At 71.8% G+C, this 25948-nt stretch carries 23 protein-coding genes; 14 read left to right on the top strand and 9 right to left on the bottom strand.

Annotated features, from left to right (window positions below):
* Positions 1-56: 56 nt before the first annotated feature.
* The 6 genes from HUT19_RS31775 to HUT19_RS31800 all read left to right on the top strand — a co-directional run bounded on the left by HUT19_RS31775 (position 57) and on the right by HUT19_RS31800 (position 7380).
* On the top strand, positions 57-1022 hold the full coding sequence (locus HUT19_RS31775; protein WP_176183751.1) for an ABC transporter substrate-binding protein: 966 nt from the start codon (positions 57-59) through the stop codon (positions 1020-1022).
* Between the two features lie 31 nt (positions 1023-1053).
* Entirely contained in the window at positions 1054-2148 is a 1095-nt protein-coding gene (locus HUT19_RS31780) for an LLM class flavin-dependent oxidoreductase (protein ID WP_176183752.1), read from the top strand.
* The gene (locus HUT19_RS31785; RefSeq protein WP_176183753.1) at positions 2145-3575 is read left to right on the top strand and encodes an NtaA/DmoA family FMN-dependent monooxygenase; all 1431 of its coding nucleotides are present in this window, start codon (positions 2145-2147) and stop codon (positions 3573-3575) included. Before HUT19_RS31780 ends, HUT19_RS31785 begins: the two co-directional genes overlap by 4 nt.
* A 252-nt stretch (positions 3576-3827) precedes the next feature.
* On the top strand, positions 3828-4733 hold the full coding sequence (locus tag HUT19_RS31790; RefSeq protein ID WP_176183754.1) for a S1 family peptidase: 906 nt from the start codon (positions 3828-3830) through the stop codon (positions 4731-4733).
* A gap of 214 nt (positions 4734-4947) precedes the next feature.
* Positions 4948-5895, top strand: a complete 948-nt coding sequence (locus tag HUT19_RS31795; protein ID WP_254885882.1) for a slipin family protein — start codon at positions 4948-4950, stop codon at positions 5893-5895.
* A 408-nt stretch (positions 5896-6303) separates the two neighbouring features.
* Complete coding sequence (locus HUT19_RS31800; protein ID WP_176183755.1) at positions 6304-7380, top strand: S1 family peptidase; 1077 nt, start codon at positions 6304-6306, stop codon at positions 7378-7380.
* A 165-nt stretch (positions 7381-7545) separates the two neighbouring features.
* Here HUT19_RS31800 and HUT19_RS31805 read toward each other — a convergent pair whose 3' ends face one another.
* Positions 7546-7989, bottom strand: a complete 444-nt coding sequence (locus HUT19_RS31805; RefSeq protein ID WP_176183756.1) for a subtilase-type protease inhibitor — start codon at positions 7987-7989, stop codon at positions 7546-7548.
* 432 nt (positions 7990-8421) lie between these two features.
* Positions 8422-8907 carry a PPOX class F420-dependent oxidoreductase gene (locus HUT19_RS31810; protein ID WP_176183757.1) on the bottom strand — a complete coding sequence of 162 codons (486 nt, stop codon included), beginning with the start codon at positions 8905-8907 and terminating at the stop codon, positions 8422-8424.
* 190 nt (positions 8908-9097) lie between these two features.
* On the opposite strand from HUT19_RS31810, the gene HUT19_RS31815 reads away from it, so the two are divergent.
* From HUT19_RS31815 to HUT19_RS31825, 3 genes are all read left to right on the top strand, one after another.
* The gene (locus tag HUT19_RS31815) at positions 9098-12658 is read left to right on the top strand and encodes a DNA polymerase III subunit alpha (RefSeq protein WP_176183758.1); all 3561 of its coding nucleotides are present in this window, start codon (positions 9098-9100) and stop codon (positions 12656-12658) included.
* Between the two features lie 308 nt (positions 12659-12966).
* Complete coding sequence (locus HUT19_RS31820) at positions 12967-13956, top strand: helix-hairpin-helix domain-containing protein (RefSeq protein ID WP_254885883.1); 990 nt, start codon at positions 12967-12969, stop codon at positions 13954-13956.
* 150 nt (positions 13957-14106) lie between these two features.
* Positions 14107-15039, top strand: a complete 933-nt coding sequence (locus HUT19_RS31825; protein WP_176183760.1) for a triacylglycerol lipase — start codon at positions 14107-14109, stop codon at positions 15037-15039.
* Positions 15040-15072: 33 nt separating this feature from the next.
* Here the strand turns inward: HUT19_RS31825 and HUT19_RS31830 are convergent, their stop codons facing one another.
* Positions 15073-15555 carry a MarR family winged helix-turn-helix transcriptional regulator gene (locus HUT19_RS31830; RefSeq protein ID WP_176183761.1) on the bottom strand — a complete coding sequence of 161 codons (483 nt, stop codon included), beginning with the start codon at positions 15553-15555 and terminating at the stop codon, positions 15073-15075.
* A gap of 67 nt (positions 15556-15622) precedes the next feature.
* Here HUT19_RS31830 and HUT19_RS31835 point away from each other — a divergent pair, with 67 nt between their 5' ends.
* Positions 15623-16075, top strand: a complete 453-nt coding sequence (locus HUT19_RS31835; RefSeq protein ID WP_176183762.1) for a MarR family transcriptional regulator — start codon at positions 15623-15625, stop codon at positions 16073-16075.
* A gap of 23 nt (positions 16076-16098) precedes the next feature.
* On the opposite strand, the gene HUT19_RS31840 is transcribed toward HUT19_RS31835, so the two are convergent.
* Positions 16099-16515 (bottom strand): Ohr family peroxiredoxin, encoded by a 417-nt coding sequence (locus tag HUT19_RS31840; protein WP_176183763.1) that lies wholly within the window; start codon positions 16513-16515, stop codon positions 16099-16101.
* A 115-nt stretch (positions 16516-16630) separates the two neighbouring features.
* Between HUT19_RS31840 and HUT19_RS31845 the strand changes: the two genes are divergently transcribed.
* Entirely contained in the window at positions 16631-17116 is a 486-nt protein-coding gene (locus HUT19_RS31845; protein ID WP_176183764.1) for a MarR family winged helix-turn-helix transcriptional regulator, read from the top strand.
* A 380-nt stretch (positions 17117-17496) separates the two neighbouring features.
* Here HUT19_RS31845 and HUT19_RS31850 read toward each other — a convergent pair whose 3' ends face one another.
* On the bottom strand, positions 17497-17991 hold the full coding sequence (locus tag HUT19_RS31850) for a hypothetical protein (RefSeq protein ID WP_176183765.1): 495 nt from the start codon (positions 17989-17991) through the stop codon (positions 17497-17499).
* Between the two features lie 10 nt (positions 17992-18001).
* Between HUT19_RS31850 and HUT19_RS44055 the strand changes: the two genes are divergently transcribed.
* Complete coding sequence (locus HUT19_RS44055; RefSeq protein ID WP_303332258.1) at positions 18002-18130, top strand: hypothetical protein; 129 nt, start codon at positions 18002-18004, stop codon at positions 18128-18130.
* A gap of 113 nt (positions 18131-18243) precedes the next feature.
* Here the strand turns inward: HUT19_RS44055 and HUT19_RS31855 are convergent, their stop codons facing one another.
* Entirely contained in the window at positions 18244-19260 is a 1017-nt protein-coding gene (locus HUT19_RS31855; RefSeq protein WP_176183766.1) for a lytic polysaccharide monooxygenase, read from the bottom strand.
* 238 nt (positions 19261-19498) lie between these two features.
* On the opposite strand from HUT19_RS31855, the gene HUT19_RS31860 reads away from it, so the two are divergent.
* Entirely contained in the window at positions 19499-20689 is a 1191-nt protein-coding gene (locus HUT19_RS31860) for an IS110 family transposase (RefSeq protein WP_176179770.1), read from the top strand.
* A gap of 193 nt (positions 20690-20882) precedes the next feature.
* On the opposite strand, the gene HUT19_RS31865 is transcribed toward HUT19_RS31860, so the two are convergent.
* From HUT19_RS31865 to HUT19_RS31875, 3 genes are all read right to left on the bottom strand, one after another.
* Positions 20883-23156, bottom strand: a complete 2274-nt coding sequence (locus HUT19_RS31865) for an MMPL family transporter (protein ID WP_176183767.1) — start codon at positions 23154-23156, stop codon at positions 20883-20885.
* 147 nt (positions 23157-23303) lie between these two features.
* The gene (locus HUT19_RS31870) at positions 23304-23573 is read right to left on the bottom strand and encodes a hypothetical protein (RefSeq protein ID WP_176183768.1); all 270 of its coding nucleotides are present in this window, start codon (positions 23571-23573) and stop codon (positions 23304-23306) included.
* Positions 23573-23923: a metalloregulator ArsR/SmtB family transcription factor gene (locus HUT19_RS31875; protein ID WP_176183769.1), complete on the bottom strand. Its 351-nt coding sequence runs from the start codon at positions 23921-23923 to the stop codon at positions 23573-23575. The genes HUT19_RS31870 and HUT19_RS31875 overlap by 1 nt, the downstream gene beginning before the upstream one ends.
* A 131-nt stretch (positions 23924-24054) precedes the next feature.
* Here HUT19_RS31875 and HUT19_RS31880 point away from each other — a divergent pair, with 131 nt between their 5' ends.
* Positions 24055-25902: a carboxyl transferase domain-containing protein gene (locus tag HUT19_RS31880; protein WP_176187532.1), complete on the top strand. Its 1848-nt coding sequence runs from the start codon at positions 24055-24057 to the stop codon at positions 25900-25902.
* Positions 25903-25948: the final 46 nt, after the last annotated feature.

Raw genomic sequence — 25948 nt, forward strand, 5'->3', positions numbered from 1 at the left:
GCCCGCCGTTGTCGAACGGCACCACCACCCCGTACACCCACGCAAGGAGCAACCCCGTGAAGACCCGCCGCACCCTCGTCGCCGCCTTCTCCGTCACCCTCGCCGCCACCCTGCTCGGTGCCTGCGGCAGCGGTGACGCCCAGGAGACCGTCGGGGCGAAGAACAAGAAGGGCGGGCAGCTGAACATCGGGCCCGACCAGCACCGCGTCAGAGGCAAGAAGGTCGCGTCCATCGCCGCCAAGGTGCCCGCCGCGATCCGCGAGCGCGGCAGCCTGCGGATCGGCGGCAGCGCGGACGCCGCCGCGCCACTCGGCTTCTACGCCACCGACGACAAGACCCGGATCGGCTCCGAGATCGACCTCGCCACCCTGGTCGCCGACACCCTCGGCCTCAAGGTCGACTTCCAGGCGGTCTCCTGGGAGAACCTCTTCGTCGGCCTCGACAGCTCCAAGTTCGACGCCGTGTTCTCCAATGTGACCGTCACCGAGGAGCGCAAGGAGAAGTACGACTTCGCCACCTACCGACTGGACGACCTCGCCTTCGAGGCCAAGAAGGGCACCGACTGGCGGGTCAAGGGGCCCAAGGACGTGGCGGGCAAGACCATCGCCGTCTCCTCCGGCACCAATCAGGAGAAGATCCTGATCGACTGGAGCAAGAAGAACGAGAAGGCGGGCCGCAAGCCGGTCGACATCAAGTACTTCCAGAAGGACACCGACTACTACCTCGCCCTCCAGTCCGGGCGGATCGACGCCTATCTCGGCCCCCACCCCACCTCCGCCTACCACGTCGCCTCGGCCGGTCAGACCCAGATCATCGGCACCTTCTCGGGCGGCGGTGACGCGGTGCAGGGCAAGATCGCCGCCACCACCAAGAAGGGCAGCGGACTGGTCGACGCCTACGCGGCGGCCATCGACCACGTCATCGACGACGGCTCGTACGCCAAGGTCCTGAAGCGGTGGGGGCTCTCCAGCGAGGCGGTGAAGAAGTCCGAGATCAACCCGCGCGGCCTGCCCAGGCCGTGACCATCCACCCCGACCGAGGAAGGCCCTGACCATGGCCCCATCCACCGGCACCCTGCACCTGGCCGCCGCCATCGACGGCACCGGTCAGTACACGGCGCCGTACTACGTCGAGCTCGCGCGCCTCGCCGAGCGCGGCACGCTCGACTTCGTCACCCTGGACGATTCGTTCGGCCCCCCGGGGGAGGGGCAGGGCCGGCCCGACGCGCTCTCCGTTCTCGCGCGCGTCGCACCGGCCACCGAGCGGGTCGGCCTGGTGCCGACCGTCACCACCACCCACACCGAGCCGTTCCATGTCTCGTCCGCCGTGGCCACCCTGGACTGGGTGAGCCGCGGCCGGGCGGGCTGGACGGTCGGGGTGTCGACGACCGAGGCCGAGGCGCGGCTGGTGGGCCGCCGCCCGGCCGCCCCGGCCGGGGAACTGTGGGCCGAGGCGGAGGAGGTGGCCGATGTGGTGGCCCGGCTGTGGGACAGCTGGGAGGACGACGCGGAGATCCGCGACACGGCCACCGGCCGCTTCATCGACCGCGACAAACTGCACTACGTCGACTTCGAGGGCAGGCACTTCCGGGTGCGCGGCCCGTCCATCGTTCCCCGGCCCCCGCAGGGCCACCCGGTGGTGGCCGTCGACGCCACCGACCCCGTCACCTGGGACACCGCCGCCCGCCACGCCACGGTGGCGTTCGTCCGGGCCACCACCCCGGATGCGGCGGGCCGGATACGCGACGAACTGCGGGGCCGCGCCGCGTCGTTCGGCCGGGAGCGGGGCGCGCTCACCGTGCTCGCCGCCGTCACCGTGGACCTGGCGGACGGTGAGTACGCGGCCGGACTGGCCACCGGCGACGCACCGTTGACCGCCACGGCCGCCGGACCGCCGCTGTACCGCGGGGGACCGGTGGACCTCGCGGACCTCATCGCCGGATGGCATACCGCGGGGGCCGTGGACGGCTTCCACATCACCCCCGCGGCACCGCCGGGCGATCTCGAACGGTTCGTCAACGGCACCGTGGCACTGCTCCAGCACCGCGGACTGTTCCGCACCTTCTATCCCGGTGCGACGCTCCGTGACCACCTGGGGCTGCCGCGCCCCGCCAACCGCTACGCCCTGGCGAGGGAGACAGCCCAGTGAACGACTCGAGCGGGTCCGGCAAACAGATCCATCTGGCCGCACACTTCCCGGGAGTGAACAACACCACCGTGTGGGCGGGCCCACCCGCCGGCCCGACCACCACTCCTGGCCGATGCGCTTCGCGCAACCCCTCTCTCGGGAGCCAGATCGACTTCTCCTCCTTCGAGCATCTGGCGCGCACCGCCGAACGCGGTCTGTTCGACTTCTTCTTCCTCGCCGAGGGGCTGCGGCTGCGCGAGCACAACGGCCGTATCCACGACCTCGATGTGGTGGGCAGGCCGGAGTCGCTCACCGTGCTGACCGCGCTGGCGGCCGTCACCGAGCGGATCGGCCTGGCCGCCACGGTCAACGCCACCTTCAACGAACCGTATGAACTGGCCCGGCGGCTGGCCTCCCTGGACCATCTCAGCGGGGGCCGCGCCGCCTGGAACGTGGTCACCTCCTCCGACGCCTTCACCGGCGAGAACTTCCGGCGCGGCGGCTATCTCGACCGGGCCGACCGCTACACCCGGGCCGCGGAGTTCGTGGCCACCGCGCGCGAGCTGTGGGACTCCGGGACGCCCGACGGCACCCCCGGGCCGTTCGTTCACAGCGGTGAACACTTCGGTATCGAGGGGTGGTTCGGGGTGGCGCCCGCGCCCCAGGGCCATCCGGTGGTGATCCAGGCCGGGGACTCCGACGAGGGGCGGGAGTTCGCCGCCTCCGCGGCCGATGTCATCTTCACCCGGCACGGCACCCTGGAGGCGGGCCGCGTCTTCTACACCGACGTCAAGCGGCGGCTCGCGGCGTACGGCCGGGACCCGGACGATCTGAAGATCATGCCCGGGGTGAGCTTCGTCCTCGGCGACACCGCGGCCGAGGCCCAGGAGCGGGCCGCCGAGATCCGGCGGCAGCAGGTCTCCCCGCAGACCGCGCTGCTCACCCTGGAGCAGATCTGGGGGGTGGACCTGTCCGGCTACGACCCCGAAGGACCGCTTCCGGACATCGATCCGGACCCCGACTCCCAGCGGGTCCAGGGCCGGGTGCGGCATGCCGATCCGCTGGCGGTGGCGGCCAAGTGGCGGGCGCTGTCGGAGGAGAAAGGGCTGTCCATCCGGCAGACCGTCATCGAGGCGACCGGGCGGCAGTCGTTCATCGGCACCCCGGAGGCGGTCGCCGCCGAGATGGCCGCTTTTGTACGGAGTGACGCCGCCGACGGCTTCATCCTCGTGCCCCATCTGACCCCCGGCGGACTCGACGATTTCGTGGACCGGGTGGTCCCGCTGCTCCAGGAGCGCGGGGTGTTCCGCACCGGATACACCGGCCGCACCCTCCGCGACCACCTAGGGCTTCGCCATCCGGGAGGGAGGTCCGCCCGGTCCGCGAGGGGTTCCGCACCGGACCTCGACGGGCGCCGGACCGGAATCGGACGGACCGACGGAACCTGAGCGTCGGCGTTTGCGTCCTCATGGACACCCAGGGGATGGGCGCACCGCCCCGGCGGCCGGAAGCCGCCGGGGCCAAGTGCCGGGCGCCCGTTGACTGTTCCGGATTGTCCTCTTGCGCGCCGGGGCCGATGGCCCGAATACTTCGGGAAGCGCTTGTCAGGAACACGTCGGAAATTCCCGCCGATGTGATCGTTGACTGCGCCTCACGGGCCTGCCCATCCAAGCGGACCCCCGATTCCCTCGGAGGAAGAGTTGAGGATCAAGCGCAACGCCCCCCACGGTATCCAGGCGAGACGCATAGCCCTGATCGCCGCCACCTCCGCGCTGGTGGCCGGAACGGCACTCGCCGCCCCCGCCGCCTACGCCGGAAGCGACAAGGCCGCCACCTTCAGCGCATCGGAGGCCAAGGCGGCGAGCACCGCCGTCCTCGAGGCCGATGTCGCGGGCACCGCCTGGTACGTCGACAAGACGACCAACACCCTTGTGGTCACCGCCGACAGCACCGTCTCCTCGAGCGAGATCGCCAAGATCAAGGACGGCGCCGGTGCGAACGCCGACGCGATCAAGGTCAAGCGCACCTCCGGCAAGATCTCCAAGCTGATCTCCGGCGGAGACGCGATCTACGCGAGCAGCTGGCGCTGCTCCCTCGGCTTCAACGTGCGCAACAGCAGTGGAGCCAACTACTTCGTCACCGCGGGTCACTGCACCGACGGCGCGGGCACCTGGTGGTCCAACTCCGGCCACACCACCACCATCGGCCCCACGGCCGGCTCCAGCTTCCCGACCAATGACTACGGTCTGGTCCGGTACAGCGGCTCGGTCAGCCCGTCCGGCACCGTCGGCAGCCAGGACATCACCCGGGCCGCCAACCCCACCGTGGGCCAGACGGTCACCCGGCGCGGCAGCACCACCGGCATCCACAGCGGCCGGGTCACCGCGCTGAACGCCACCGTCAACTACGGCAACGGCGACATCGTCTACGGCATGATCCAGACCACCGTCTGCGCCGAGCCCGGCGACAGCGGCGGTCCCCTCTACTCCGGGTCCACCGCCCTCGGCCTCACCTCGGGCGGCAGCGGCAACTGCTCCAGCGGCGGGACCACGTTCTTCCAGCCGGTCGTCGAAGCGCTGAACGCCTACGGGGTCAACGTCTACTGATCGGCTGACCCCCTGGTGTCCGGACCCTCACCGGTCTGCTCACCCTCGCCGTCATCGGCATGCCGGCGGCCCCTCGGCGGCCGCCGGTATACGGCGAAGGAGCCCCCGCCCGGGGTACCGAGCGGGGGCTCCCCCCTGTCGTCGAGCCGGACTATCGTGGACATGAATACCCCAGATGGGGCATTGCTCGTGATACGGACGGCAGGTGGCCGTGATGATCGATGCGCTGGTGACAGTGATCGTGGTAGTGGCCTGCCTGGGTGTGATCTGCGCCCTGGCGGCGGCCCGCGTGGTCAAGCAGTACGAGCGGGGGGTGGTTTTCCGGCTCGGGAGGCTGCGGTCGGACGTCCGGGGGCCGGGGTTCACCATGATCGCCCCGGTCTTCGACCGGCTCCACAAGGTGAACATGCAGATCGTGACGATGCCCGTGCCCGCACAGGAGGGCATCACCCGTGACAATGTGACGGTCCGGGTCGACGCGGTCGTCTACTTCAAGGTCGTGGATCCCGCCGAGGCGATCGTCGCGGTGGAGGACTACCGCTTCGCCGTCTCCCAGATGGCCCAGACCTCGCTGCGTTCGATCATCGGCAAGAGCGATCTGGACGATCTGCTCTCCAACCGGGAGAAGCTCAACCAGGGCCTTGAGCTCATGATCGACAGCCCGGCGGTGGGCTGGGGCGTCCATATCGACCGTGTCGAGATCAAGGACGTCTCGCTGCCGGAGACCATGAAGCGGTCGATGGCCCGCCAGGCGGAGGCCGACCGGGAGCGCCGTGCCCGGGTCATCAACGCGGACGCGGAGCTCCAGGCGTCCAAGAAGCTGGCCGAGGCCGCCTCGCAGATGTCCGACACCCCGGCCGCGCTCCAGCTGCGGCTGCTCCAGACGGTGATGGCGGTGGCCGCGGAGAAGAACTCCACGCTGGTGCTGCCCATCCCGGTGGAGCTGCTGCGCTTCCTGGAGAAGGGCCCGGAGAAGGTCCAGGAGAAGGGACGGCAGTTCCTGGAGGCGGGGCGGACGGAGGAGGAGCCGGAGGGCGCCGCCGCCGAGCGGAAGGCCGTCCCGGCCGCTTCCGGTGCCTCCGGCGCGGCGAAGGAGGGCTGGACCGCGAGGCCGGTTCCCACGCTCACCGAACGCGAGACGGAGCCGAGGCGGACTACGTGACCCCGTTACTCCGTGCCCCCTGGCCCATGACCTGACCCACGGCCGCTGACCCACGGCCGCTGACCCACGGCCGCTGACCCACGGCCGCTGACCCACGGCCGCTGACCCACGGCCGCTGACCCACGGCCGCTGACCCGCGGCCGGTGATCGGCACTCGCTGGGATAGGGTCCTGCCCGCGCACCCTTTGCCGGTGCGCGGGCCTCGTCATGTCCGTACACGGGGCCGCATCGCAAATTTCACAGACGTGACGTGAACGCGCCCTTGTGCGGTCCCGGATTTCCTGGGAATACTCGGCGGCGAAATTGGCATGGACGCGCCTGACTGGGCAGGCGCCGCCCTGCCGTTACGCCCTCCGGGTCCGGCACCCCACTGCCGAACGGGCCCAACCCCCCACTGGAGGTTCTGAGTTGAAGCATCGCCGCATACCCAAGCGTCGTGTCGCCATCGCCGGAGCCGGCATAGCGGCCCTGGTCGCCGCGGGACTCACCTTTCAGAGCGCCAACGCCGCCCCCGATGACGAGCAGCCGGACCCCCTCTCGGCGAAGGCCGCGGGCAAGCTCGCCCACAGCCTCCTCTCCTCGCTGGGCGACGACTCCGCGGGCACCTACTACGACACCGAGGCCAAGAAGCTCGTGGTCAACGTGGTGAACGACGCCGCCGCTGACAAGGTCCGCGCGGCCGGTGCCGAGGCCAAGGTGGTCAAGCACACCCTGGCCCAGCTGAACTCGGCGCGGACCACCCTCAAGGACAAGGCCGCCATTCCCGGCACCGCGTGGTCGGTGGAGCCCAGATCCAACAAGGTCGTCGTCACCGCGGACCGCACCGTCAAGGGCGGCCCGCTGGCCAAGCTGACGAAGGTCACCGACGGTCTGGGCGACAAGGTCGAGGTCAAGCGCTCGAAGGGCACCTTCTCGACCTTCATCGCCGGTGGCGACGCCATCTGGGGCGACGGCGGGCGCTGCTCGCTCGGCTTCAACGTGGTCAAGGACGGCCAGCCGTACTTCCTGACCGCCGGACACTGCACCGAGTCGATCAAGAGTTGGTCGGACTCGCAGGGCGGCGAGGAGATCGGGGCCAACGAGGGAAGCTCCTTCCCCGGCAATGACTACGGCCTGGTCAAGTACACCAAGGACACCGAGCACCCGAGCGCCGTGGACCTCTACAACGGCGGCACCCAGGCCATCGCCAAGGCGGGGGACGCCACGGTCGGCCAGAAGGTGCAGCGCAGCGGCAGCACCACCCAGGTGCACGACGGCGAGGTCACCGGCCTCAACGCGACCGTCAACTACCAGGAGGGCACGGTCGAGGGGCTCATCCAGACCAACGTCTGCGCCGAGCCGGGCGACAGCGGCGGCGCGCTCTTCGCGGGCGACACCGCGCTGGGGCTGACCTCCGGCGGCAGCGGTGACTGCTCCGGCGGCGGCGAGACCTTCTTCCAGCCGGTCCCGGAGGCGCTGGACGCGTACGGCGCCTCGATCGGCTGACCCCGCGCCCAGGGCGCAGGGCCGCACCCAGGGCAGAGGCCCCCCGGACACCCGTGGACGGTGTCCGGGGGGCCTCCCCTTGTTCAACGGTGCCGTTCGTTCAACGGTGCCGCGTGCGGTGCCGCGTTCGGTGGTGCGGTGGTGCGCTGCTCGGTCGTTCGCCGCTCAGAACCCGAAGACCTGGGTGGTGACGGCGTTCTTGTAGCAGTTGTTGGCGAAGGTGTGCTCGTACGAGACCCGGCGGCCGTCCCAGATCCCCTCGGCGGTGACGGTCACCGGCCGCCACTCCTTGGTGCAGACCCGGCCGGGCTCCGCCGACAGGGTCAGCGAGTTGAACACGCCGTCGACCGCGCGCAGTTCGGCGCATGCCTTGACGGCTGCCGGATGGGTACCGGAGGGGATGGGCTGACAGCTGAGCGTCACCGCCCGCTGTACGTCGGCCGTCGCCGCGTCCGCGCCGTAGCCGACGGTGAGGACCAACGCAGAGGCCGGGTACAGGCTGTCGGGCTGCGCGGGCGCGGCGTTCGCCGTGCCGCTCGCACCGATCCCCAGCGCGGCGCTCAGAGCCACGACGGCCCCCAGACCGATCGCCCCTGTGGTCTTCCGCATTTCGAACGCTCCCTTGCTCGTGGTTTCAGATACCGGACGGAGTTCTACGCGGTGCAAGTCAGGAACGCACGTCGATCGAACACTTCCGGTCGCTATACGTAGTCATTCGGTGGCTTATTGTCGCGTGCGGGGCGTGTCGCTCCGCGGAACGCCGCGTGGCGAGCGGATGCGCGACGGGCGGGGCGAGCCGGTGGGTGTGCGCCCGGCGCGGGGGTGTCCGGAGTATCCGCCGGTTCATGAACGACATGCTCAGAGCACTCGTATTGGCTCAGGCGCGCTCATATGGGGCAGCGGGTGATGATCCGTCCGTCATCTGCCGGGGGCATCGGGGCCCAAGGGGCGCGTGGGCGAGATCCTGCCAGCACAAGGCGACCGGCGGGCGGGTGCTCAAACGGCCCTCGGAGGCCGGAACGGGGGTGTACGGCGCGGGGGTCAGCTGTCCAGATCGCGGCTCAGGGCGCCGCTCTGCCGCCCCCAGCCGTAGGCCCGGCCGGTCCGCAGCCGCACCACCAGCCGCCGGTCGGCGACCATCGCGGCGCGGAAATCCTCCCAGTCCGGATGCTCGCCCTGAATGGCGCGGTAGACCTCGACCAGCTCGTCGACCGTGGCGTCATGGGGATCCGCGGCCACCGGGGTCAGCTCGGCGTCGCCCTCGGCCACCAGATAGGAGAAGCGGTCGTCGCTGGTGACGTAGAAGCTGGCACGCGGGTCGCGGCGCAGATTGCGGGTCTTGGCGCGGCCGTCGGTGACCGAGATACGGATCAGCCGGGCGGCCGGATCGTAGGTGAAGGCGACGTTCGACAGCTGGGGCCGTCCGTCGCGCTTGAGGGTGACCAGCGCACCCGTGCGCTGCTCCCGCAACAGCCCGAGCAGGGTGTCCTGGGAGGGCGTGGCGGAGTCCCCGGGTCGCTCGGTCATAAGGATCGAGCGTAGGCGGCGAACGGCCGGTTTTTGCGGTACGACACGCGGAATGTCGAGGCGGTTTGCGTGCTTATGGTGTATATGGAAGGGCGACCGAACCGACTCGCACGCTTGTTCGAGAATGGGGTTATGGTGGGGCGTGGGACGAACAGGGTCGGTCAGGGGGTGTGAGCAGCGGGAGGTGCGGATGCCAGGCTTCACGCATCTGCACACCGCGTCCGGATTCTCCATGCGGTACGGGGCCGCGCATCCGGAGCGGCTGGCGGAACGCGCCGCCGAGCGCGGAATGGACGCGATCGCGCTGACCGACCGGGACAGCCTCGCCGGAGCGGTGCGGTTCGCCCGCGCGAGTGAGGCCGTGGGGGTGCGTCCGCTCTTCGGGGTGGATCTGGCCGTCCGGGTGGAACCCCCGGAGCCGGGGCGTACGGTCCGGCGGCGCACCCCGGTGCGCGGTGGGGCGTTCATCGATGAATCCACGCCACGTGTGGTCTTCCTCGCCCGGGACGGCGCGGCCGGATGGGCCGCGCTGTGCGGACTGGTCTCCGCCGCCCATACCGGGCTCGACCACCCCGGCACCGCCCGTACCCACGGCGACGGGCCGCCTCTGCTGGACTGGCGTGACCTGGTCGGCGGCGGTGGCGGAGCGCTCTCCGCACTGACCGTGCTGCTCGGCCCCGACTCCGACGTCGGCCGGGCCCTGGCCGCCGGCCGCCCCGACCGGGCGGCCCGGCTGATCGTCCCCTGGCGCGAACTCTTCGGTGACGCCCTGCGGCTGGAGGCCGTGTGGCACGGCCGCACCGGCCCCGGCCCCGGCTCGCTGCGGCTGGCCGCCCGTACCGTCGGCTTCGCCGCCGACCAGGGCGTACGGGCCGTGCTCAGCAACGCCGTGCGCTACGCCGACCCGGGGGAGGGCCCGGTGGCCGACGTCCTGGACGCCGCCCGGCGGCTGGTCCCGATCGATCCGCACCGCCCCGGCTCGCTCGACAGCGGTGAGCGCTGGCTCAAGGGCCCGCGGGACATGGCGGAGATCGCCGAACGGATCGCGGAGGCGGCGGGGATGCGGCGGGACGCCGCGTACCGGCTGCTGGAGGAGACCCGGCGCGCCGCCGCGGAGTGCCTGGTGGACCCCGAGGACCACATCGGCCTCGGCAGTGTCCACTTCCCCGAACCGCGGCTGGTCGGCGCCGGACGGCGGAGCGCCGAGCGGGTGCTGCGGTCGCGCTGCGCCGCCGCCATGGTGCTGCGGGGCTACGACCGCGACCGGGTGCGCTGGGAGCGGCTGGAGGACGAGCTGCGCACCATCGAACGGCTCGGCTTCGCCTCGTACTTCCTCACCGTCGCCCAGGTCGTCGACGACACCCGGGCGCTCGGGGTCCGGGTGGCCGCCCGCGGCTCCGGCGCGGGCTCGTTCGTCAACCATCTGCTCGGTATCGCCCATGCCGATCCGGTCGCCAACGGGCTGCTGATGGAGCGGTTCCTGTCGGTGCGGCGGGCCGCGCTGCCCGACATCGACATCGATGTGGAGTCCGCGCGCCGCCTCGATGTCTACCGCGCCATCTTCGACCGCTTCGGGGCGGAGCGGGTCGCGACCGTCGCGATGCCCGAGACCTACCGGGTGCGCCACGCGGTACGGGACGTGGGCGCGGCGCTCGGCATGGACCCGGAGGAGGTGGACCGGCTCGCCAAGTCCTTCCCGCACATCCGCGCCCGGGACGCCCGCGCTGCCCTGGCCGAACTGCCCGAACTGCGAGCGCTACGAGAGGCGACCGCCGAGCAGGAACGTTTCGGCAAACTCTGGGAGCTGGTCGAGGCGCTGGACGCGCTGCCCCGCGGCCTCGCCATGCACCCCTGCGGGGTGCTGCTCTCGGACGCCGGGCTGCTGGCCCGTACGCCCATTGTGCCGACCAGCGGCGAGGGCTTCCCGATGTCCCAGTTCGACAAGGACGACGTCGAGGAGCTGGGGCTGCTCAAACTGGATGTCCTCGGCGTACGGATGCAGTCCGCGATGGCGCATGCAGTGGCCGAGATCGAGCGGGTCACCGGGCGGGCGGTGGACCTCGACGACCCGGCGCAGGTCCGGCCCGGCGACCCGGCCACCTACGATCTGATCCGCTCCACGGAGACGCTCGGCTGCTTCCAGATCGAGTCCCCCGGGCAGCGAGATCTCCTCGGACGGCTCCAGCCCACCTCCTTCCACGACCTTGTGGTCGACATCTCGCTCTTCCGGCCCGGTCCGGTCGCCGCCGACATGGTGCGCCCGTTCATCGACGCCCGGCACGGCCGCAAGCCGCCGCGCTATCCGCATCCGGACCTGGAGGAGGCGCTGCGCGAGACCTACGGGGTGGTGGTCTTCCATGAGCAGATCATCAAGATCCTTTCGATCATGACCGGTTGTGAACGGGACCTCGCCGACGAGGCGCGGCGCGCGCTGTCCGACCCCGAGCGGCAGGGGCGGGTACGGGCCTGGTTCCGGACGGAGTCCTCGAAGCGGGGCTATCCGGCCGAGGTGCTGGCACACACCTGGGAGATCGTCGAGGCGTTCGGCTCGTACGGTTTCTGCAAGGCGCACGCCGTCGCCTTCGCGGTGCCGACCTATCAGTCCGCCTGGCTCAAGGCGCACCACCCGGCCGCCTTCTACGCCGGGCTGCTCACCCACGACCCCGGGATGTACCCGAAGCGGCTGCTGCTGGCGGACGCGCGGCGGCGCGGGGTGCCGATCCTTCCGCTGGATGTGAACCGGTCGGGCCCCACCTATCGAATCGAACTGATGTCCGGTGACGGTGTGTCGGGCGACGGCATGTCCGGTGACGGTGTGTCGGGCGACGGCCCGGGTGTCGGGGTCCGGCTGGCCCTCGCCGACGTCCACGGCATCAGCGAGGCGGAGACCGGGCGGATCGCGGCCGGACAGCCGTACTCCTCGCTCCAGGACCTGTGGCTGCGCGCCCACCCCGGGCGGCCGGTGGCCGAACGGCTGGCCCAGGTCGGCGCGTTGGACGCGTTCGGTACGAGCCGCCGGGACCTGCTGTTGCAGATCGCCGAACTGCACCGGCAGCAGCGGGGCGCCGCCCGGCACGACGGCGCGGGCCAGCTGCCGCTGGCCGAGGCCGGGCCCGCCGCCCCCGCCGGGCTCCCCGACCTCGACGCGGACGAACGGCTCGGCGCCGAGCTCGGCATCCTCGGCATGGACGTCTCCCGCCATCTCATGGGCGACCACCGGGACTTCCTGGAGGAGCTGGGCGCGATGTCCGCGAAGCGGCTGCGCGACGCCCGGCACGGCGAGACCGTACTCGTCGCCGGGGCCAAGGCCGCCACCCAGACCCCGCCGATCCGCTCCGGCCGCCGGGTCATCTTCACCACCCTCGACGACGGAACGGGGCTGGTCGACTGCGCGTTCTTCGACGACAGCCACGCCGCGTGCGCGCACACCGTCTTCCACTCGTGGTTGCTGCTGGTGCGCGGGGTGGTCCAGCGGCGCGGCCCGCGCAGCCTCAGCGTCGTCGGCTCGGCCGTCTGGAACCTCGCCGAACTGGCCCGGCTCCGCCGCGAAGGCGGCCTGGAGGCGGTCGCCGCCGAACTCGCGGCGGGCCCGGACGACGGTACGCGCGAACCGGCCGGGGCCGACTCCGGCCGCCGCATCCAGATGTCCACCGGCTACGCCATGCACCCGTGGGCCGACCTCCAGCCCGCGGGCGACCAGTCCGCCACCGGCCGCAAACTGTGGCACGCCAGCCCGGGGAGCGCGGGATGACCCCCGACCGACCGTACCCATGTCCGCCACCCGCCCCGGCGGTGGGGTCTGCCGGAGTCCCGGTGGGGGTGCCGCGGGTCGGGGCGGCTGGGTGTGCCGTGCGTTCGGCTGATGCCGGGGCGGGCGGTTCTGCGCCGGGGGCCGGGCGGCCGGATCCGGCGTCCCGGCGGGCCGCGCCCGCCGATCCGGCGGGTGCCGAGCCTTCGGCGGGGGACGAGTCGTTGGGCGGTGCTGCGGCCTCGGCGTGCGAGCTTGAGGAGGCGCGGACCGGCTCCAGGCAGTCGCCCGCCCCGGCGGGGGAGCCGCATGTGTTGTATGTGCGGTTCCAGGCCGGGCGGGGGGCGTTGGGGGAGGACGTCTACCAGGGGCTGCTGGCGCTGCTCGGTGAGCTGACGCCCGTCGTCGAGGCGCTGCCGCCCGATGCCGCGTTCGCCGATGTCCGCGGTGCGCTGCGGTACTTCGGGCGGGACGCCGCCGGGCTCGCGGAGATCGTGCGGGTCCGGGCGCTGGCCCGGTACGGCGTCGACTGCACCGTCGGGGTCGCCGCCAACCCCATGCTCGCCCGGATGGCCGCCCAGGACGCGTCGCCGGACGCGCCCGGCGCCGTCCGTACCGTGCCCGACGAACCCGGCGCCGTCGCCGCGTTCCTCGCCCGCAAGCCGCCCACCGCGCTGCCCGGCGTGGGCCCGGCCACCGCGCGCACCCTGTGCTCGTACGGGCTCGACAGCGCCGCGCGGATCGCCGACGCGCCGCTGGGCACCCTTCAGCGGATCCTCGGTGCGGCGACCGCGCGCAAGGTGCACGCCTGGGCCCGCGGTGTCGACCCGGCGCCCGTCACCCCGAACGCCCCCGCCCGCGCCATGGGCGCGGAACACCGGTTCCGCCACGACGAGTTGGACCCCGTCCGGCGGCGCCGGGCGCTGCTCACGCTCGCCGACGGGCTCGGCTCCCGGCTGCGGACCAGCGGGCAGGCGGCGGCCGTGCTCGTGCTCACCGTCCGGTACGCCGACCGATCCACGACCACCCGCTCCCGCACCCTGACCGAGCCGACCGCCCACACCCCGGAGCTGACCGCCGTCGCGTACGCGCTGCACGACGCGCTCGGGCTGCAACGGGCCCGGGTGCGGGCCGTATCGCTGCGGGTCGAGGGGCTGATGGACGCCGAACTCGCCGCGCATCAGCTGACGTTCGACCCCGCGGACGAGAAGTCCCGGCGGCTCGAGGCGGCCGCCGACCGGGCGCGTGCCCGCTTCGGCGCGTCCGCGGTCCGGCCCGCCGGATTCCTGGACGTCGCGTGAAAAGGATGTAGAGATTCCTTCACCGACCGATGGCTGGAAGCCTTTGCTACTCGCGCGTAATTTCTTCTGAGCGCACCACCACGTGTGATCCGGATCGCAGGGCGCGCCGTCAGTGCAACCCTCTCTCCCCCACGGCGAGGAGTTCATGTGATGCTGCCCTGGAGGCATATCTCTGGTCTCAGCAGGACCCACAAGCCCCACAAACCCCGCAAGTCCCAGAAGTCCTACACGCTCAACCGGTCGCGAAGGTTACTGCCCGCCCTGGCCCTGACGGTCGTGGCGACCGCCGTACCCACCGCGGCCGAAGCGGCGAGCTCAGACACGGTCAGCAGCGGGTGGAACAACTACTCCTGCAAGCCGTCGGCCCAACATCCCCGCCCCGTGGTGCTGGTGCACGGCACCCTGGGCAACTCCGTCGACAACTGGCTCGGCTTTGCCCCCTACCTGGTCAAACGGGGGTACTGCGTCTTCTCCCTCGACTACGGCCAGTTGCCGCTCGTGCCCTTCTTCCACGGCCTCAACAAGATCGACAAGTCCGCCGAGCAGCTGTCCACCTATGTCGACCGGGTGCTCGCCGCCACCGGCGCCAACAAGGTCGACATGGTCGGACATTCGCAGGGCGGCATGATGCCCCGCTACTACCTCAAGTTCCTCGGCGGGGCGCCGAAGGTGAACGCCCTGGTCGGGCTCGCCCCGAACAACCACGGCACCACCCTGTCCGGACTGACGAAGCTGCTCGACTACTTCCCGGGCGCCGGCGATCTGATCGGCATGGTCGCACCGGGGCTGATGGACCAGGTCGCCGGCTCGGACTTCCTCAAGCGCCTCAACGAGGGCGGCGACACCGTCCCCGGGGTGCACTACACCGTCATCGCGACCAAGTACGACGAGGTCGCCACGCCGTACCGCGCGCAGTTCCTGTCCGGCCCGGACGTCAAGAACGTGGTGCTCCAGGACCTGTGCCGGACCGACATCTCCGAGCACCTCGCGATCGGACTGACCGACGGCCTCGCCTTCCATGAAGCCGTCAATGCCCTCGATCCAGAACACGCCACCCCGACGACCTGTGAGTCGGACGACTGACCCTTGACAGAAGGCGGTTGACGGCTCTCACGGCTAGCCGGACGTACGCCTTCCGAGGGCGTCCACGAAGCTGGTGAGCAGCCGTGCGAACTCCGCCCGGTCCGTCTCGGGCCACTCCTCCATCGCCTCCGCGAACACGGAGCGCCGGAAGCGGTGGACCTCCTCGGTCAGCGCGCGCCCTGCCTCGGTCATGACGAGCAGGGCGCGCCGCCCGTCGGTCTGGTCCGCCTCCCGCCGTGCCAGCCCGGCGTCGACCGCCCCGGTGACGAGCTTGCTCGCCCGGGGCTGGTCGACGTCCAGGGCGGCGGCGATGCCCGAGACGGTCGCGGGGGTCCCGCTCTGCTCCGCCGCCTCGATGGCGTCGAGGACGTCGAAGGCCGCGCCTCCGCCCTTGCCGCTCTCCGAAGAGCGCCGTTGGCCGCCGAGACGCGCCAGGGACCGTCTGCTCTGACTCCGCCGGATGGCGACCATCGCCCGCTCGATGTCCTCGATGTGCCGTGCGCTGTTGTTGCCCATCGCTCCCCGATGCATAATCATCAACATCTAGTTGCTATGTTACATGCAACACGGGGAAGGTGGAGTCATGGACAAGCCGATCGGATACTGGCTCAAGCATCTGGACGCGCTGATCTGCGCGGACTTCGAGCGCACCCTCGCGGGGAGCGGGCTGACCCGGCGCCACTGGCAGGTGCTGAACTCGCTCGCCGCGGGCCCGTGCCGGGTGGACGAGCTCTCCGCCGCCCTGCTCCCCTTCTGGGGTGCGGGCGCGATCACCCTCGACGAGGTCCTGACCTCGCTCCGCGAGCGGGGCTGGGTCCTGCTGGAGGGTGCGGAGGGTGCGGCGGGTGCGGAGGACGGGGGTGCGCGGTGTGCGCTCACTCCGCTCGGCGCCGAGGGGCGGGCCGTGCTGGCGGGGCGGGTCGGCGACACCCGAGGGCGGCTGATGGACGGGGTGACGGCCGAGCAGTACCTCGAGACCGTACGGGTGCTGAGCCGTATGGCCGCGAACCTCGAATCCGCTTCCCCCGCCGCATAGCCGCCGGTCGCCGCGGTCGAGGCTTATTCGGCGATCAGCTCGACCGCGATGTTGCCCTTGGTCGCCTTCGAGTACGGGCACACCTGGTGGGCCTGATCGACCAGGCCGCGGCCCTTCTCGCCCTCCAGCTCCGCGGGCAGCTCCACGCGCAGCGTGACCTTGAGCCCGAAGCCGCCGTCGGCCTCGTCCTTGCCGATGCCGACCTCGGCGGTGACCGAGATGTCCTTGGTGTCGATCTTGGCCTGGCGGCCGACGAGGCCGAGCGCGCTGGCGAAGCAGGCGGCGAAGCCCGCGGCGAACAGCTGCTCGGGGTTGGTGCCCTTGCCGTTGCCGCCGAGCGCGGGGGGCATGGCCAGTGGCAGGTCGATCTGGCCGTCGGAGCTCACGGCCCGGCCGTCGCGTCCGTTGGCCGTGGCGACCGCGGTGTAGAGCGCATCCATGGAGACCATCCCTTTCGAGTCCTGTGCGGGGCGGGCGCTCGGTGTGCCCGCCTCCGTCCGACACGAAGTACAGCACACAATTTAGTTGTGCACAACTAAAGGGTAGGCTGGAGGTATGTCGCACCAGTCCCGCCCCGATCTCCTCCGGCTCGATCTCCAGCTCTGCTTCACCCTGCACGCCGCCTCGCGCGCCTTCGGCGGCGTCTACCGCCGGGTGCTGCGCGAGACGGAGCTGACCTATCCCCAGTACCTGGCGATGATGGTGCTGTGGGAGCACGGGGAGATGCCGGTCAAGAAGCTGGGGGAGTATCTGCGGTTGGACTCCGGCACCCTCTCGCCGCTGCTCAAGCGCATGCAGACGGCCGGTCTCGTCCAGCGCGAGCGCAGCGCCCACGACGAGCGCTCGGTGACGGTGCGGCTGACGGCGGAGGGGGAGGCGCTGCGCGAGAAGGCCCAGGACATCCCGCTGAAGGTGGGCGAGGCCAGCGGTCTCGACACGGAGGAGATGGTGGATCTGCGGTCGCGGCTCCAGCGGCTCACGGCCGCGCTCGACGCGGCGCTGGCCGACGAGACCCCCGACGGGAACGACGAGGGACCCTAGAGCGCCGGTAACCCTTCGGGCATCGGCCGGAACGTCCCCCGCCGCTGCGTCACGGCCCGGGGCGCGTCGCGGGAGGATCCGCCCAGCCAGTCGCGTCAGACGGCCGGGGCCGCCGCCAGGGCACGCATACCGCGCGGGCCCGGTGCGCTGTGGAGCACCTCCGGGCCCGCGTCCCGGCATCGGTCCGCGAGCCAGTCCGCGCCGATCCGCGGCGTCGGATACGAGCCGGGTGCGCGGCGTCCAGCCTTCGGCGGTGCGCAGCCGCGGCACGTGGTGGACCTGCACGGTGTCCGCGGCACGGTATTCGAGGAAGCAGGTCAGGATCCGGTCCGCGTCGTTCCGCACCGGCGGGAACCGGGCGGTTCCCTCGAGCGGCCGGGTCAGATCCGGTAGGTGATGACCAGGCGGCCGCCGCGAGCGAGGGCGCGGGCCACATCGGTCAGCAGCGCGGGCACATCCTCCTTGGCGGGCAGATGGGTCGGCGTGTCGCCCATGCACACGACCGCGGCCACCCCGCCCGGCGAGGTCAGCCGGGGCCCGGTGGCGGTGGCGGTGGCGCTGTCGGTGGGCGTGGCGGGTGCACGATGACGCCGGACGGTGCGGAGGCGCCGCAGGCCCGGCACGCCCTGGACACCGCGGAAGCCCGTCGAGCCCCGGGGACCAGGGGATCCCTGGAAGGTCTGGAAGCAGAACGCCGCGGTCGCCAGGGCCGGCGGGATCAGCAGCAGCGGCCCGGAGAGGGCGAGGACGACCGCGGTGACGGCCGTGCTGCCGGCCGCCGCCCACCACAGCGGTGTACGGCGCGGCAGCGGCACCAGCGCCGCCAGCGGCCCGGCCGGGGTGACCGCCGCCAGGCAGGTGGATGCGGCCCGCATCCATGTGTCGGTGCCGGATGTGGACCGGCTGAACGCCTTCTCGATGGACCGGCTCTCGGGGCGCAACGAAGTGGTGGACCTCCGCAGTTCGATCATCCACCAGCATATGGCGGGCGATGTGGTCACCGAACTGGAGTGACGCCGGGGCCGGTCCCGGCCCCTGCGCCGGGACCGGCCGTGGAGGAGCCGGCTCCGAGGGGCGTCGTCAACAGCCCCGGAGCCGGCTCCGGTCTCTGGTTCCGCGGCCTACGGTCAGTCGCGGGCGCGCTGCGCCGCTGCCCTGCGGCGGCCGTTCACGGTGAACAGCACGGCCGCGCCGGTCGCGAGGACCGCGGCACCGCCGATGGCGAGGGTGGTGGTGTTGCTGTCGCCACCGGTCTGGGCGAGGTGCTCACCGCTGTCGCCGGTCGCGGTGGGGGCGTTACCGTTCTTCGCCTCGGCGCCCTTCGCCTCGGCGCTCTTCACCTCGACGTTCCCGCCGTTCTTGGTGTCCGTCCCCTTCGGCCCGTCACCGCCGTGTCCGTGGTGGTCGACCGTCGACTTCCCGGCGCCCGCGGCGATCTGCGCGTCGTCGGGCGCGGCCGCCTTCGGTGCGGACGCCTTCTTCGGGGCACCGGCCGCGCCGCCGAAGGTCACGTCCGAACAGGTGTAGAACGCCTCCGGGCTGTCCGAGCGCTGCCAGATGCTGTAGATCAGATGGCGGCCGGACTTCTTCGGCACCTTGCCCTTGAAGACGTAACTCCCGTTCTTCAGCGTCGGGTCGGTGACCTTGGCGAACGGCTTCGCCTCCAGGTCGGACCAGGCCAGCCGCTTGGTCGGCTGGTAACCGTCCTTGGTGATGTACAGCTCGAAGCTGCCCTTGTGCGGGGCGGTGGCCCGGTAGGTGAAGGTGTGCGTACCGGCCTTCATCGCCGTGGCGGGCCAGTCCGCGCGCGGCAGGTCCAGCCCCTTGTACTTGTCCCGGCCCGCGCTGCACAGCTTTCCGTCCGGGATGATCTGCTTGTGCCGCCCGGCGGCGTCGGCGATGTTGACCTCGTTCCAGTCGTACAGCGCCTGGGTGCCCCCGGCCGCGACGGCCGCCTTGCAGGCGGCCGAATCCGGGCTCTCCGGCCCCTCGGCGAAACAGGCCGACACCCGGCTGACCGGGTTCTGCATCGAACCGTGAGCGACGGCCGGGGCCGCGGACAGCGCGGTGAGGGCGAGCGGCACGATACCGAGCGCGGCTATCTGTGCCGTTCGGCGACAAGCGGTCCTCGGGCGAGCGGTCATCGTGGGGGTCCTACCTTTCAAGGGTGGTTGCTCTGGTCATTCGTAAGATCGGAGGGCCCGGGGGCTTCGGGCATGGCTCATGGTTGGGCGCCGTTGGCAAGGCTCAAAGGACTTGGCCACCCGAGGCCCCGCGACGACTCGACCGCCAATTGGGAGACGCGACTCTGATCGCTGCTGTAGGACAACGTCGGCGAGGTCGTCTGCGGGATCGATGTAACGGCGAGCTGGCGGAGGAAACGTGCCCGAGATCTGGGCCGGGGTGGACATCGGCAAGGAACACCACCACTGCGTGGTGATCAACGCGGACGGTCAGCGGCTGCTGTCCCGCCGGGTCCTGAACGACGAGACCGAACTGCTCCAGCTCATCGCCGACATCTTGGAGATATCCATCGACGTGCTGTGGGCCGTCGACCTCAACCACGGCGGCGCCGCCCTGCTGATCGGCCTGCTGCTCAGTCACGACCAGCCGATGGCCTACCTCACCGGCCTGGCGGTCCACCGTGCCTCGGCCACCTACAAGGGCGAGGGAAAGACGGACGCCAAGGACGCCTTCGTCATCGCCGACCAGGCCCGCGTTCGCCGAGACCTTGGCTTGTTGCGCCCCGGAGACGAGATCGCCGTCGACCTGCGCACGCTGACCACCCGGCGCCTGGACGTGGTATTCGACCGCACCCGGCAGATCAACCGGCTCCGTGCTCAACTGCTGGAGATCTTCCCCGCGTTGGAGCGGTCGCTGGACCTGGTCAACAAGGGGCCGGTGATGCTGCTGACCGGCTACCAGACCCCGGCTGCGATCCGTCGCGCGGGCGCGAAGCGAATTGAGACCTGGCTGAAGAACCGGAGGGTCCGTGGCGCCGCCGCACTTGCGAGGACGGCGGTGGAGGCTGCCCAGGCTCAGCAGACGGCCCTGCCCGGCGAGAAGCTGGCCGCCGCCATGGTGGTCCGCCTCGCGAAGGGGGTGATGGCCCTTGATGAGGAGATCGCCGAGCTCGACGCCCTGATCGAGGCCAAGTTTCGCGAGCATCCGCATGCCGAGGTGATCCGCAGCCTGCCCGGCATGGGAACCAAGCTCGGCGCCGAGTTCATCGCCGCGACCGGCGGTGACATGGACGCCTTCGGCAGCGCCGACCGCCTGGCCGGCTTCGCCGGCCTGGCCCCCCGACCCCGCGACTCCGGCCGCGTCAGCGGCAACCTGCGCAGACCCAGGCGCTACCACCGCGGCCTGCTGCGGGCGATGTACCTCTCGGCCATGGCCAGCCTCAAGGGCTGTCCGGCCTCGAAGGCGTACTACCAACGGAAGAGGAGCGAGGGAAAGGGACACAAGCAGGCCCTGCTCGCGCTCGCCCGCCGACGCCTCAATGTCCTGTGGGCGATGATCCGTGACGGACAGTGCTACCAAGGTTCACCTCCCGTCACAGTGGCGGCTTGACATCACGATTGGGAAGTCCTTTCGCTGATGGGGGGCGACGCGCAGCACGCTAACTCCGCCGATCAGCCGGATTGCCCGTCTTATGGCGCTGTTAAGGAGCAGCTCAGACTGAGCTGAGGATGACGCCCGTCCCCGTTCCGGACCCCGTGGTGCGGGCGTCCGCGCCACGGGCCGGAACGGGGAGGCCGCGGCGTCAGCCCGTCGGCACCCGCCGCTCCGGCTCCGTGGCCGCCGCCTCGGCGGGGGAGTGGTCCCGGCCTCCCGGCAGCCATCGCAGCCCGCGCGGCAGGGTCCAACTCCGTTGCCCCAGCAGCGCGATGGCGGCGGGCAGCAGGACCCCGCGCACCACGGTGGCGTCGATGAGCACCGCCACCGCAAGACCGACGCCCATCATCTTGTACTCGATCGCGGACAGCACGACGAAGACGCTGAAGGCCGCCGTCATGATGACCGCCGCACTGGTGACCACCCCCGCGCCGGACGCCACGCCCCCGACGATCGCCTCACGGGTGGCCGCGCCGTCGAGCCACCGTTCGCGGATCCGGCTGAGCACGAAGATGTGGTAGTCCATGCTCAGCCCGAAGAGGATGACGAACATGAACAGCGGCAGCCAGCCGATGACTCCGCCGTACGGGCTGAAGCCCAGCGCCGAGCCCAGGTGCCCGTCCTGGAACACCCAGGTCAGCACCCCGTAACTGGCGCCGATCGACAGCAGGTTCAGCGCGATCGACACCAGCGGGACGGCTAGCGAGCGGAAGGCGACCACGAGCAGGACGAAGGCGAGGACGAGCACGAAGGCGAAGACGGCCGGGGTGCGGTCGGTGACCTGTTGGGTGAAGTCGTAGGCGAACGCCGTCTTGCCCGTCACCGCGTAGTCGATCCCGTCCAGCCCGCCGAGGGCGTCCGGCAGTGTCCGCTGCCGCAGCGTTTCCAGGGCCCTGTTCGCGGTGGTGTCGGTGCCGAAGCTCGCCAGCGGTACCCGTACCACCAGAGCCCGGTCCGCCCGGGTCACGGTGATCGGCTCGCCCAGCGTGCCACCGCTCGCCGCGGCCCGGTCGTGCAGGCTCGCGACCGCCTTCCGCAGATCCGGACGGTCCACGGCGCGGTGGTCCCGCGTTCCCCAGATCACCACCCGCGCCGGAGCGGGGGCGCCGGGGAACGCCCGCTGCATACGGGCCGCCGCGTCCACCGCCGGAACGCTCCGGGACAGGCTGTCGGTCACCGCCGCGTCCTGGAGGTGTATCCCCGACGCGGGCAGCGCCAGCACCAGCAGCGCCAGTGCCGCCGAGCCGCCCCACAGCAGCGGACGGCGCACCACCGCGCGGGCCACCGCCGACCAGGTGCGGGACCTCTCCGCCGCGATCCGGCGGCGGCCCACCCAGGGCAGCCGCGCCCGGTCCACCCGGCTCCCCAACGCGGCCAGCAGCGCGGGCAGTACGGTCACCGAGCCGAGCACCGCCACCCCGACCACCAGCACCGCGCCCGCCGTCAGCCCCTTGAAGTTGTCCAGGCCGGTGAGGAGCAGCCCGCTCACGCAGACCATCACGGTCAGCCCCGAGACCACGACCACCCGGCCCGAGGTCCGCGCCGTGATCCGCAGCGCCTCCGGCAGACCGCGTCCGGCGGCGCGCTCCTCGCGCACCCGGCGCAGCGAGAAGAGCGAGTAGTCGATGCCCACGGCGACACCGATCAGCAGCACCATGGAGGAGGTGGCGCTGTTGACCGGCACCCAGTGCGCCACCACCTGGAGCACACCGAACGTGCCGATGACCGTGGTGGCCGCCAGCAGCAGCGGAATCATGGCGGCGATCAGCGAGCCGAACACCACCAGCAGAATGGCGACGGTGAGCGGGAGCGAGAAGAACTCCGCCCGCTGGAAGTCACCTTTGATGCCCTCGTCGACCGCGCGCGACAGGCTCATGTCCCCCGCCTGTGCCAGCCGTACGCCGGGATGGCGGTCCCGTACCGACGCCACGGCTTCGGCCGCGGTCTCGTAGTGCTCCGCCGACTTCTCGTCGGGCCCGGCCACCTGGAAGGTGACCAGGCCGGACCGGCCGTCCCCCGACACCAGCCGCCTGCCGCCGTCCCGGTCCAGCGGGGAGCGGTCCAGCGGGGAGTGGACGGCGATCACCGCATCCGGTGCGCGACGCAGTGTCCGCGTCAGGTCCTCGGTGGCCCGGCGCAGTTCGGGATCGTCGGTGAAGCGCGGGCCGCCGGGCCGTTCGGCCTGGATGAGCACGTTCTCCTGGGCGGGCGGGTACTCCCGCTGGGCCTCCAGCACCAGATCGGCGCGGCCCGACTCACCCGGTCCGGTGCTGCTCCTGGTCTCGCCCGGTATCACCGAGCTCGCGAGCACGGCCACCACGACCAGCGCCAACCAGCCCACGATCGCGAGTGTGCGATGCCGGGCCGACCACCCCGCGATCCGTTCCACGACCGCCGGGCGCGACTTGCTTTTGCGCAGCATGAGCTGCTGTCCTTTCCCGCAGAAGGAGCGTTCCTGTGAGAACTCGCCCGTCGCGGGCGAGCTGGTGCTGCTACTTCGTCCACCTGGGCCGTCGAGTTGCCGCTCGACGGCCCAGGACCTGTGCGCTGTCCGGGTCTCCGCCCGGGGTCATTCGACCGTCTGGAGAATGCGCTCCAGCGAGTCCATCCGCCCCTGCACCGCGGCGAGGCGCTCGCTGATCTCCTTCAGCCGTAGCTCGGCGCCCTGCTGCGCCGCGACGGCCTCCGCCGCCAGCTTGCGGTACTCCAGCTCCCGCACGACCTGGACCTTCGCGCGCCGGGTGGCCGCGAACTGCCAGATGATCGTGGTCAGCACGGTGGTGATCAGTGCGAAGATGCCGAAGGCCCCGACGACCTCCGCGAGATCGTGCCCGTCCATCACGTGTTCCCCTTCGTCTTGTGGTGCGCGTCGTCCCCCGGCACCGTCAGCGTCCGTTCCGCGGCCTCGACGGCCTCCGGGGTCAGCTCGATGGCGAACCGGCTGACCTCGTAGAACTTCATGGCCTTTCCGTCCTCCGACACCTCGAGCCGCGCCGACACCAGTCCGGCGGCCTCCAGCTTCCGCAGATGGACCTGGAGGAGGGCCCGGCTGATCCCCAGCGCGCGGGCCAGTTCGCTCACATACATGCGCTCACGCGCCAGTGCGGCGATGACCCGGAGCCGGTGCGGATTGGCGAGCGTGGCCAGGACGCGCACCAGCTCATCGCCGGTCGGTTGGGAGATGGTCATAGCGAAACCCTGCACATGCAAAAAAAAGTTAGCACATGCAGAGAATGATTGCGGAGGGCCGGGTGCGTGGAATGGTGACAGACATGACCGGAACGAACTCTCGTACGAACGACACGGCCGGTGAGGGACGGATGGCGTCCTCGTCCACACCGTCGTCGCGCAGGTCCGCCGCGGAGCTGATCGAGGCCGTCCTCGACCCGGGCACCCGGCGCTCGTGGGACGAACCGGTCGAGATCGTCACCGAGGACCCCGACTACCGCGCCGACCTGGAGCGGGCGCGTGAGCGCACCGGGCTCGACGAGTCGGTGATCACGGGGGAGGGGCGGATCGACGGGCGCCGGGTGGCGTTCGTCGCGTGCGAGTTCCGCTTCCTCGCCGGGTCGATCGGCGTCGCCGCCGGGGAACGCCTGGTCCGGGCGGTGGAGCGGGCCACCGCGGAGCGGCTGCCGCTGCTCGCGGCCCCCGCCTCCGGCGGGACCCGGATGCAGGAGGGTACGGTCGCGTTCCTCCAGATGGTGAAGGTGGCGGCGGCGATAACCGACCACAAGGCCGCGGGCCTGCCCTATCTCGTCCATCTGCGCCACCCCACGACGGGTGGGGTCCTCGCGTCCTGGGGCTCCCTGGGCCATGTCACCGCCGCCGAGCCCGGGGCGCTCATCGGCTTCATGGGCCCGCGGGTGCACGAGGCCCTCTACGGCGAGGAATTCCCGCCCGGCGTCCAGGTCGCCGAGCATCTGCTGCACCACGGCCTGATCGACGCCGTGCTCCCGGCCAGCCGCCTGGCGGGGGTGGCGGCACAGGTCCTGCGCGTCCTGTGCGGGGACGCCGCCGCGGTAACGGGCGATGAGGGCGAGGGCAGTGGCCCGCCCTCGCGCTCCGCGGAGGACGCGGAGGGGGAGGCCGGTCCGGCGGCGGAGGCGGCTGCCGCGTCCGGGCCCGCGGCCTCGCCCGGCGCGATGTCCGCATCCGTGCGGCCCACGCCGGAAGCGCCCGCGGCCGATGCCGCGGGGCGTGCCGGAACACACCCCGCGCCCGACGCTCCCGCGCCGCTCCCGGAATCGGACGGCGGGTCCGGTGCGGCGGCGGGGACCGCGTCCGTGTCCGGTGCGGACTTCGGGGCAGGGCCCGCGCCCGCGGGCCCTGCTCCGGGCGGTGGGGCCGCCGCGCGAGGCGGGACCGTGCCCTCCGCCGAGGAGTCGATACGGGCCTCCCGGCGGCCCGACCGGCCCGGGGTGCGGGATCTGCTGCGTATCGCCGCCGAGGACGTGACCCCGCTCAGCGGCACCGGCGCCGGTGAGCACGACCCCGGGCTGCTGCTCGCGCTCGCGCGCGTCGGCGGCACGCCCTGTGTGGTGCTCGGGCACAACCGCCGCAGCGCGCGCGAGGACGAGACGGGCGACGGGCCGGGGGAGGGCCAGCCGCTCGGCCCGGCGGGGCTGCGGACCGCCCGGCGCGGTATGCGCATCGCCGCCGAGCTGGGGCTTCCGCTGCTCACCGTCATCGACACCGCGGGCGCCGCGCTCAACCGCGCCGCCGAGGAGGGCGGGCTCGCGGGGGAGATCGCCCGCTGCCTGGCCGATATGGTCACCCTGCCCGCGCCCACCCTGTGTCTGCTGCTCGGCCAGGGCGCCGGGGGCGCCGCGCTCGCGCTGCTGCCCGCCGACCGGGTCGTGGCGGCGCGGCACGCCTGGCTGTCACCGCTGCCGCCCGAAGGCGCCTCCGCGATCCTCCACCGCACCACCGAGCGGGCCTACGAGGTCGCCGGACGCCAGGGCGTGCGCTCCGCCGACCTGTTCGCCCAGGGCATCGTCGACCGGATCGTGGACGAGTCCGACGCGGAGGAGGGCCGCCCGGAGATCTTCCTCGAGCGGCTCGGCCGTATCCTCGGTGCCGAACTCGCCGCCCTCCGCGCGCGGGACCAGGACGAGCGACTGGCCGCGCGCCGGGCCCGGCACCGCCGTATCGGGGTACCGGGTTGACGGCGAATCAGGGCCAAACGGACGGAGCGGTCCACCAAATTAGCGG

This window comes from Streptomyces sp. NA02950 (assembly GCF_013364155.1).
Taxonomy (GTDB): domain Bacteria; phylum Actinomycetota; class Actinomycetes; order Streptomycetales; family Streptomycetaceae; genus Streptomyces.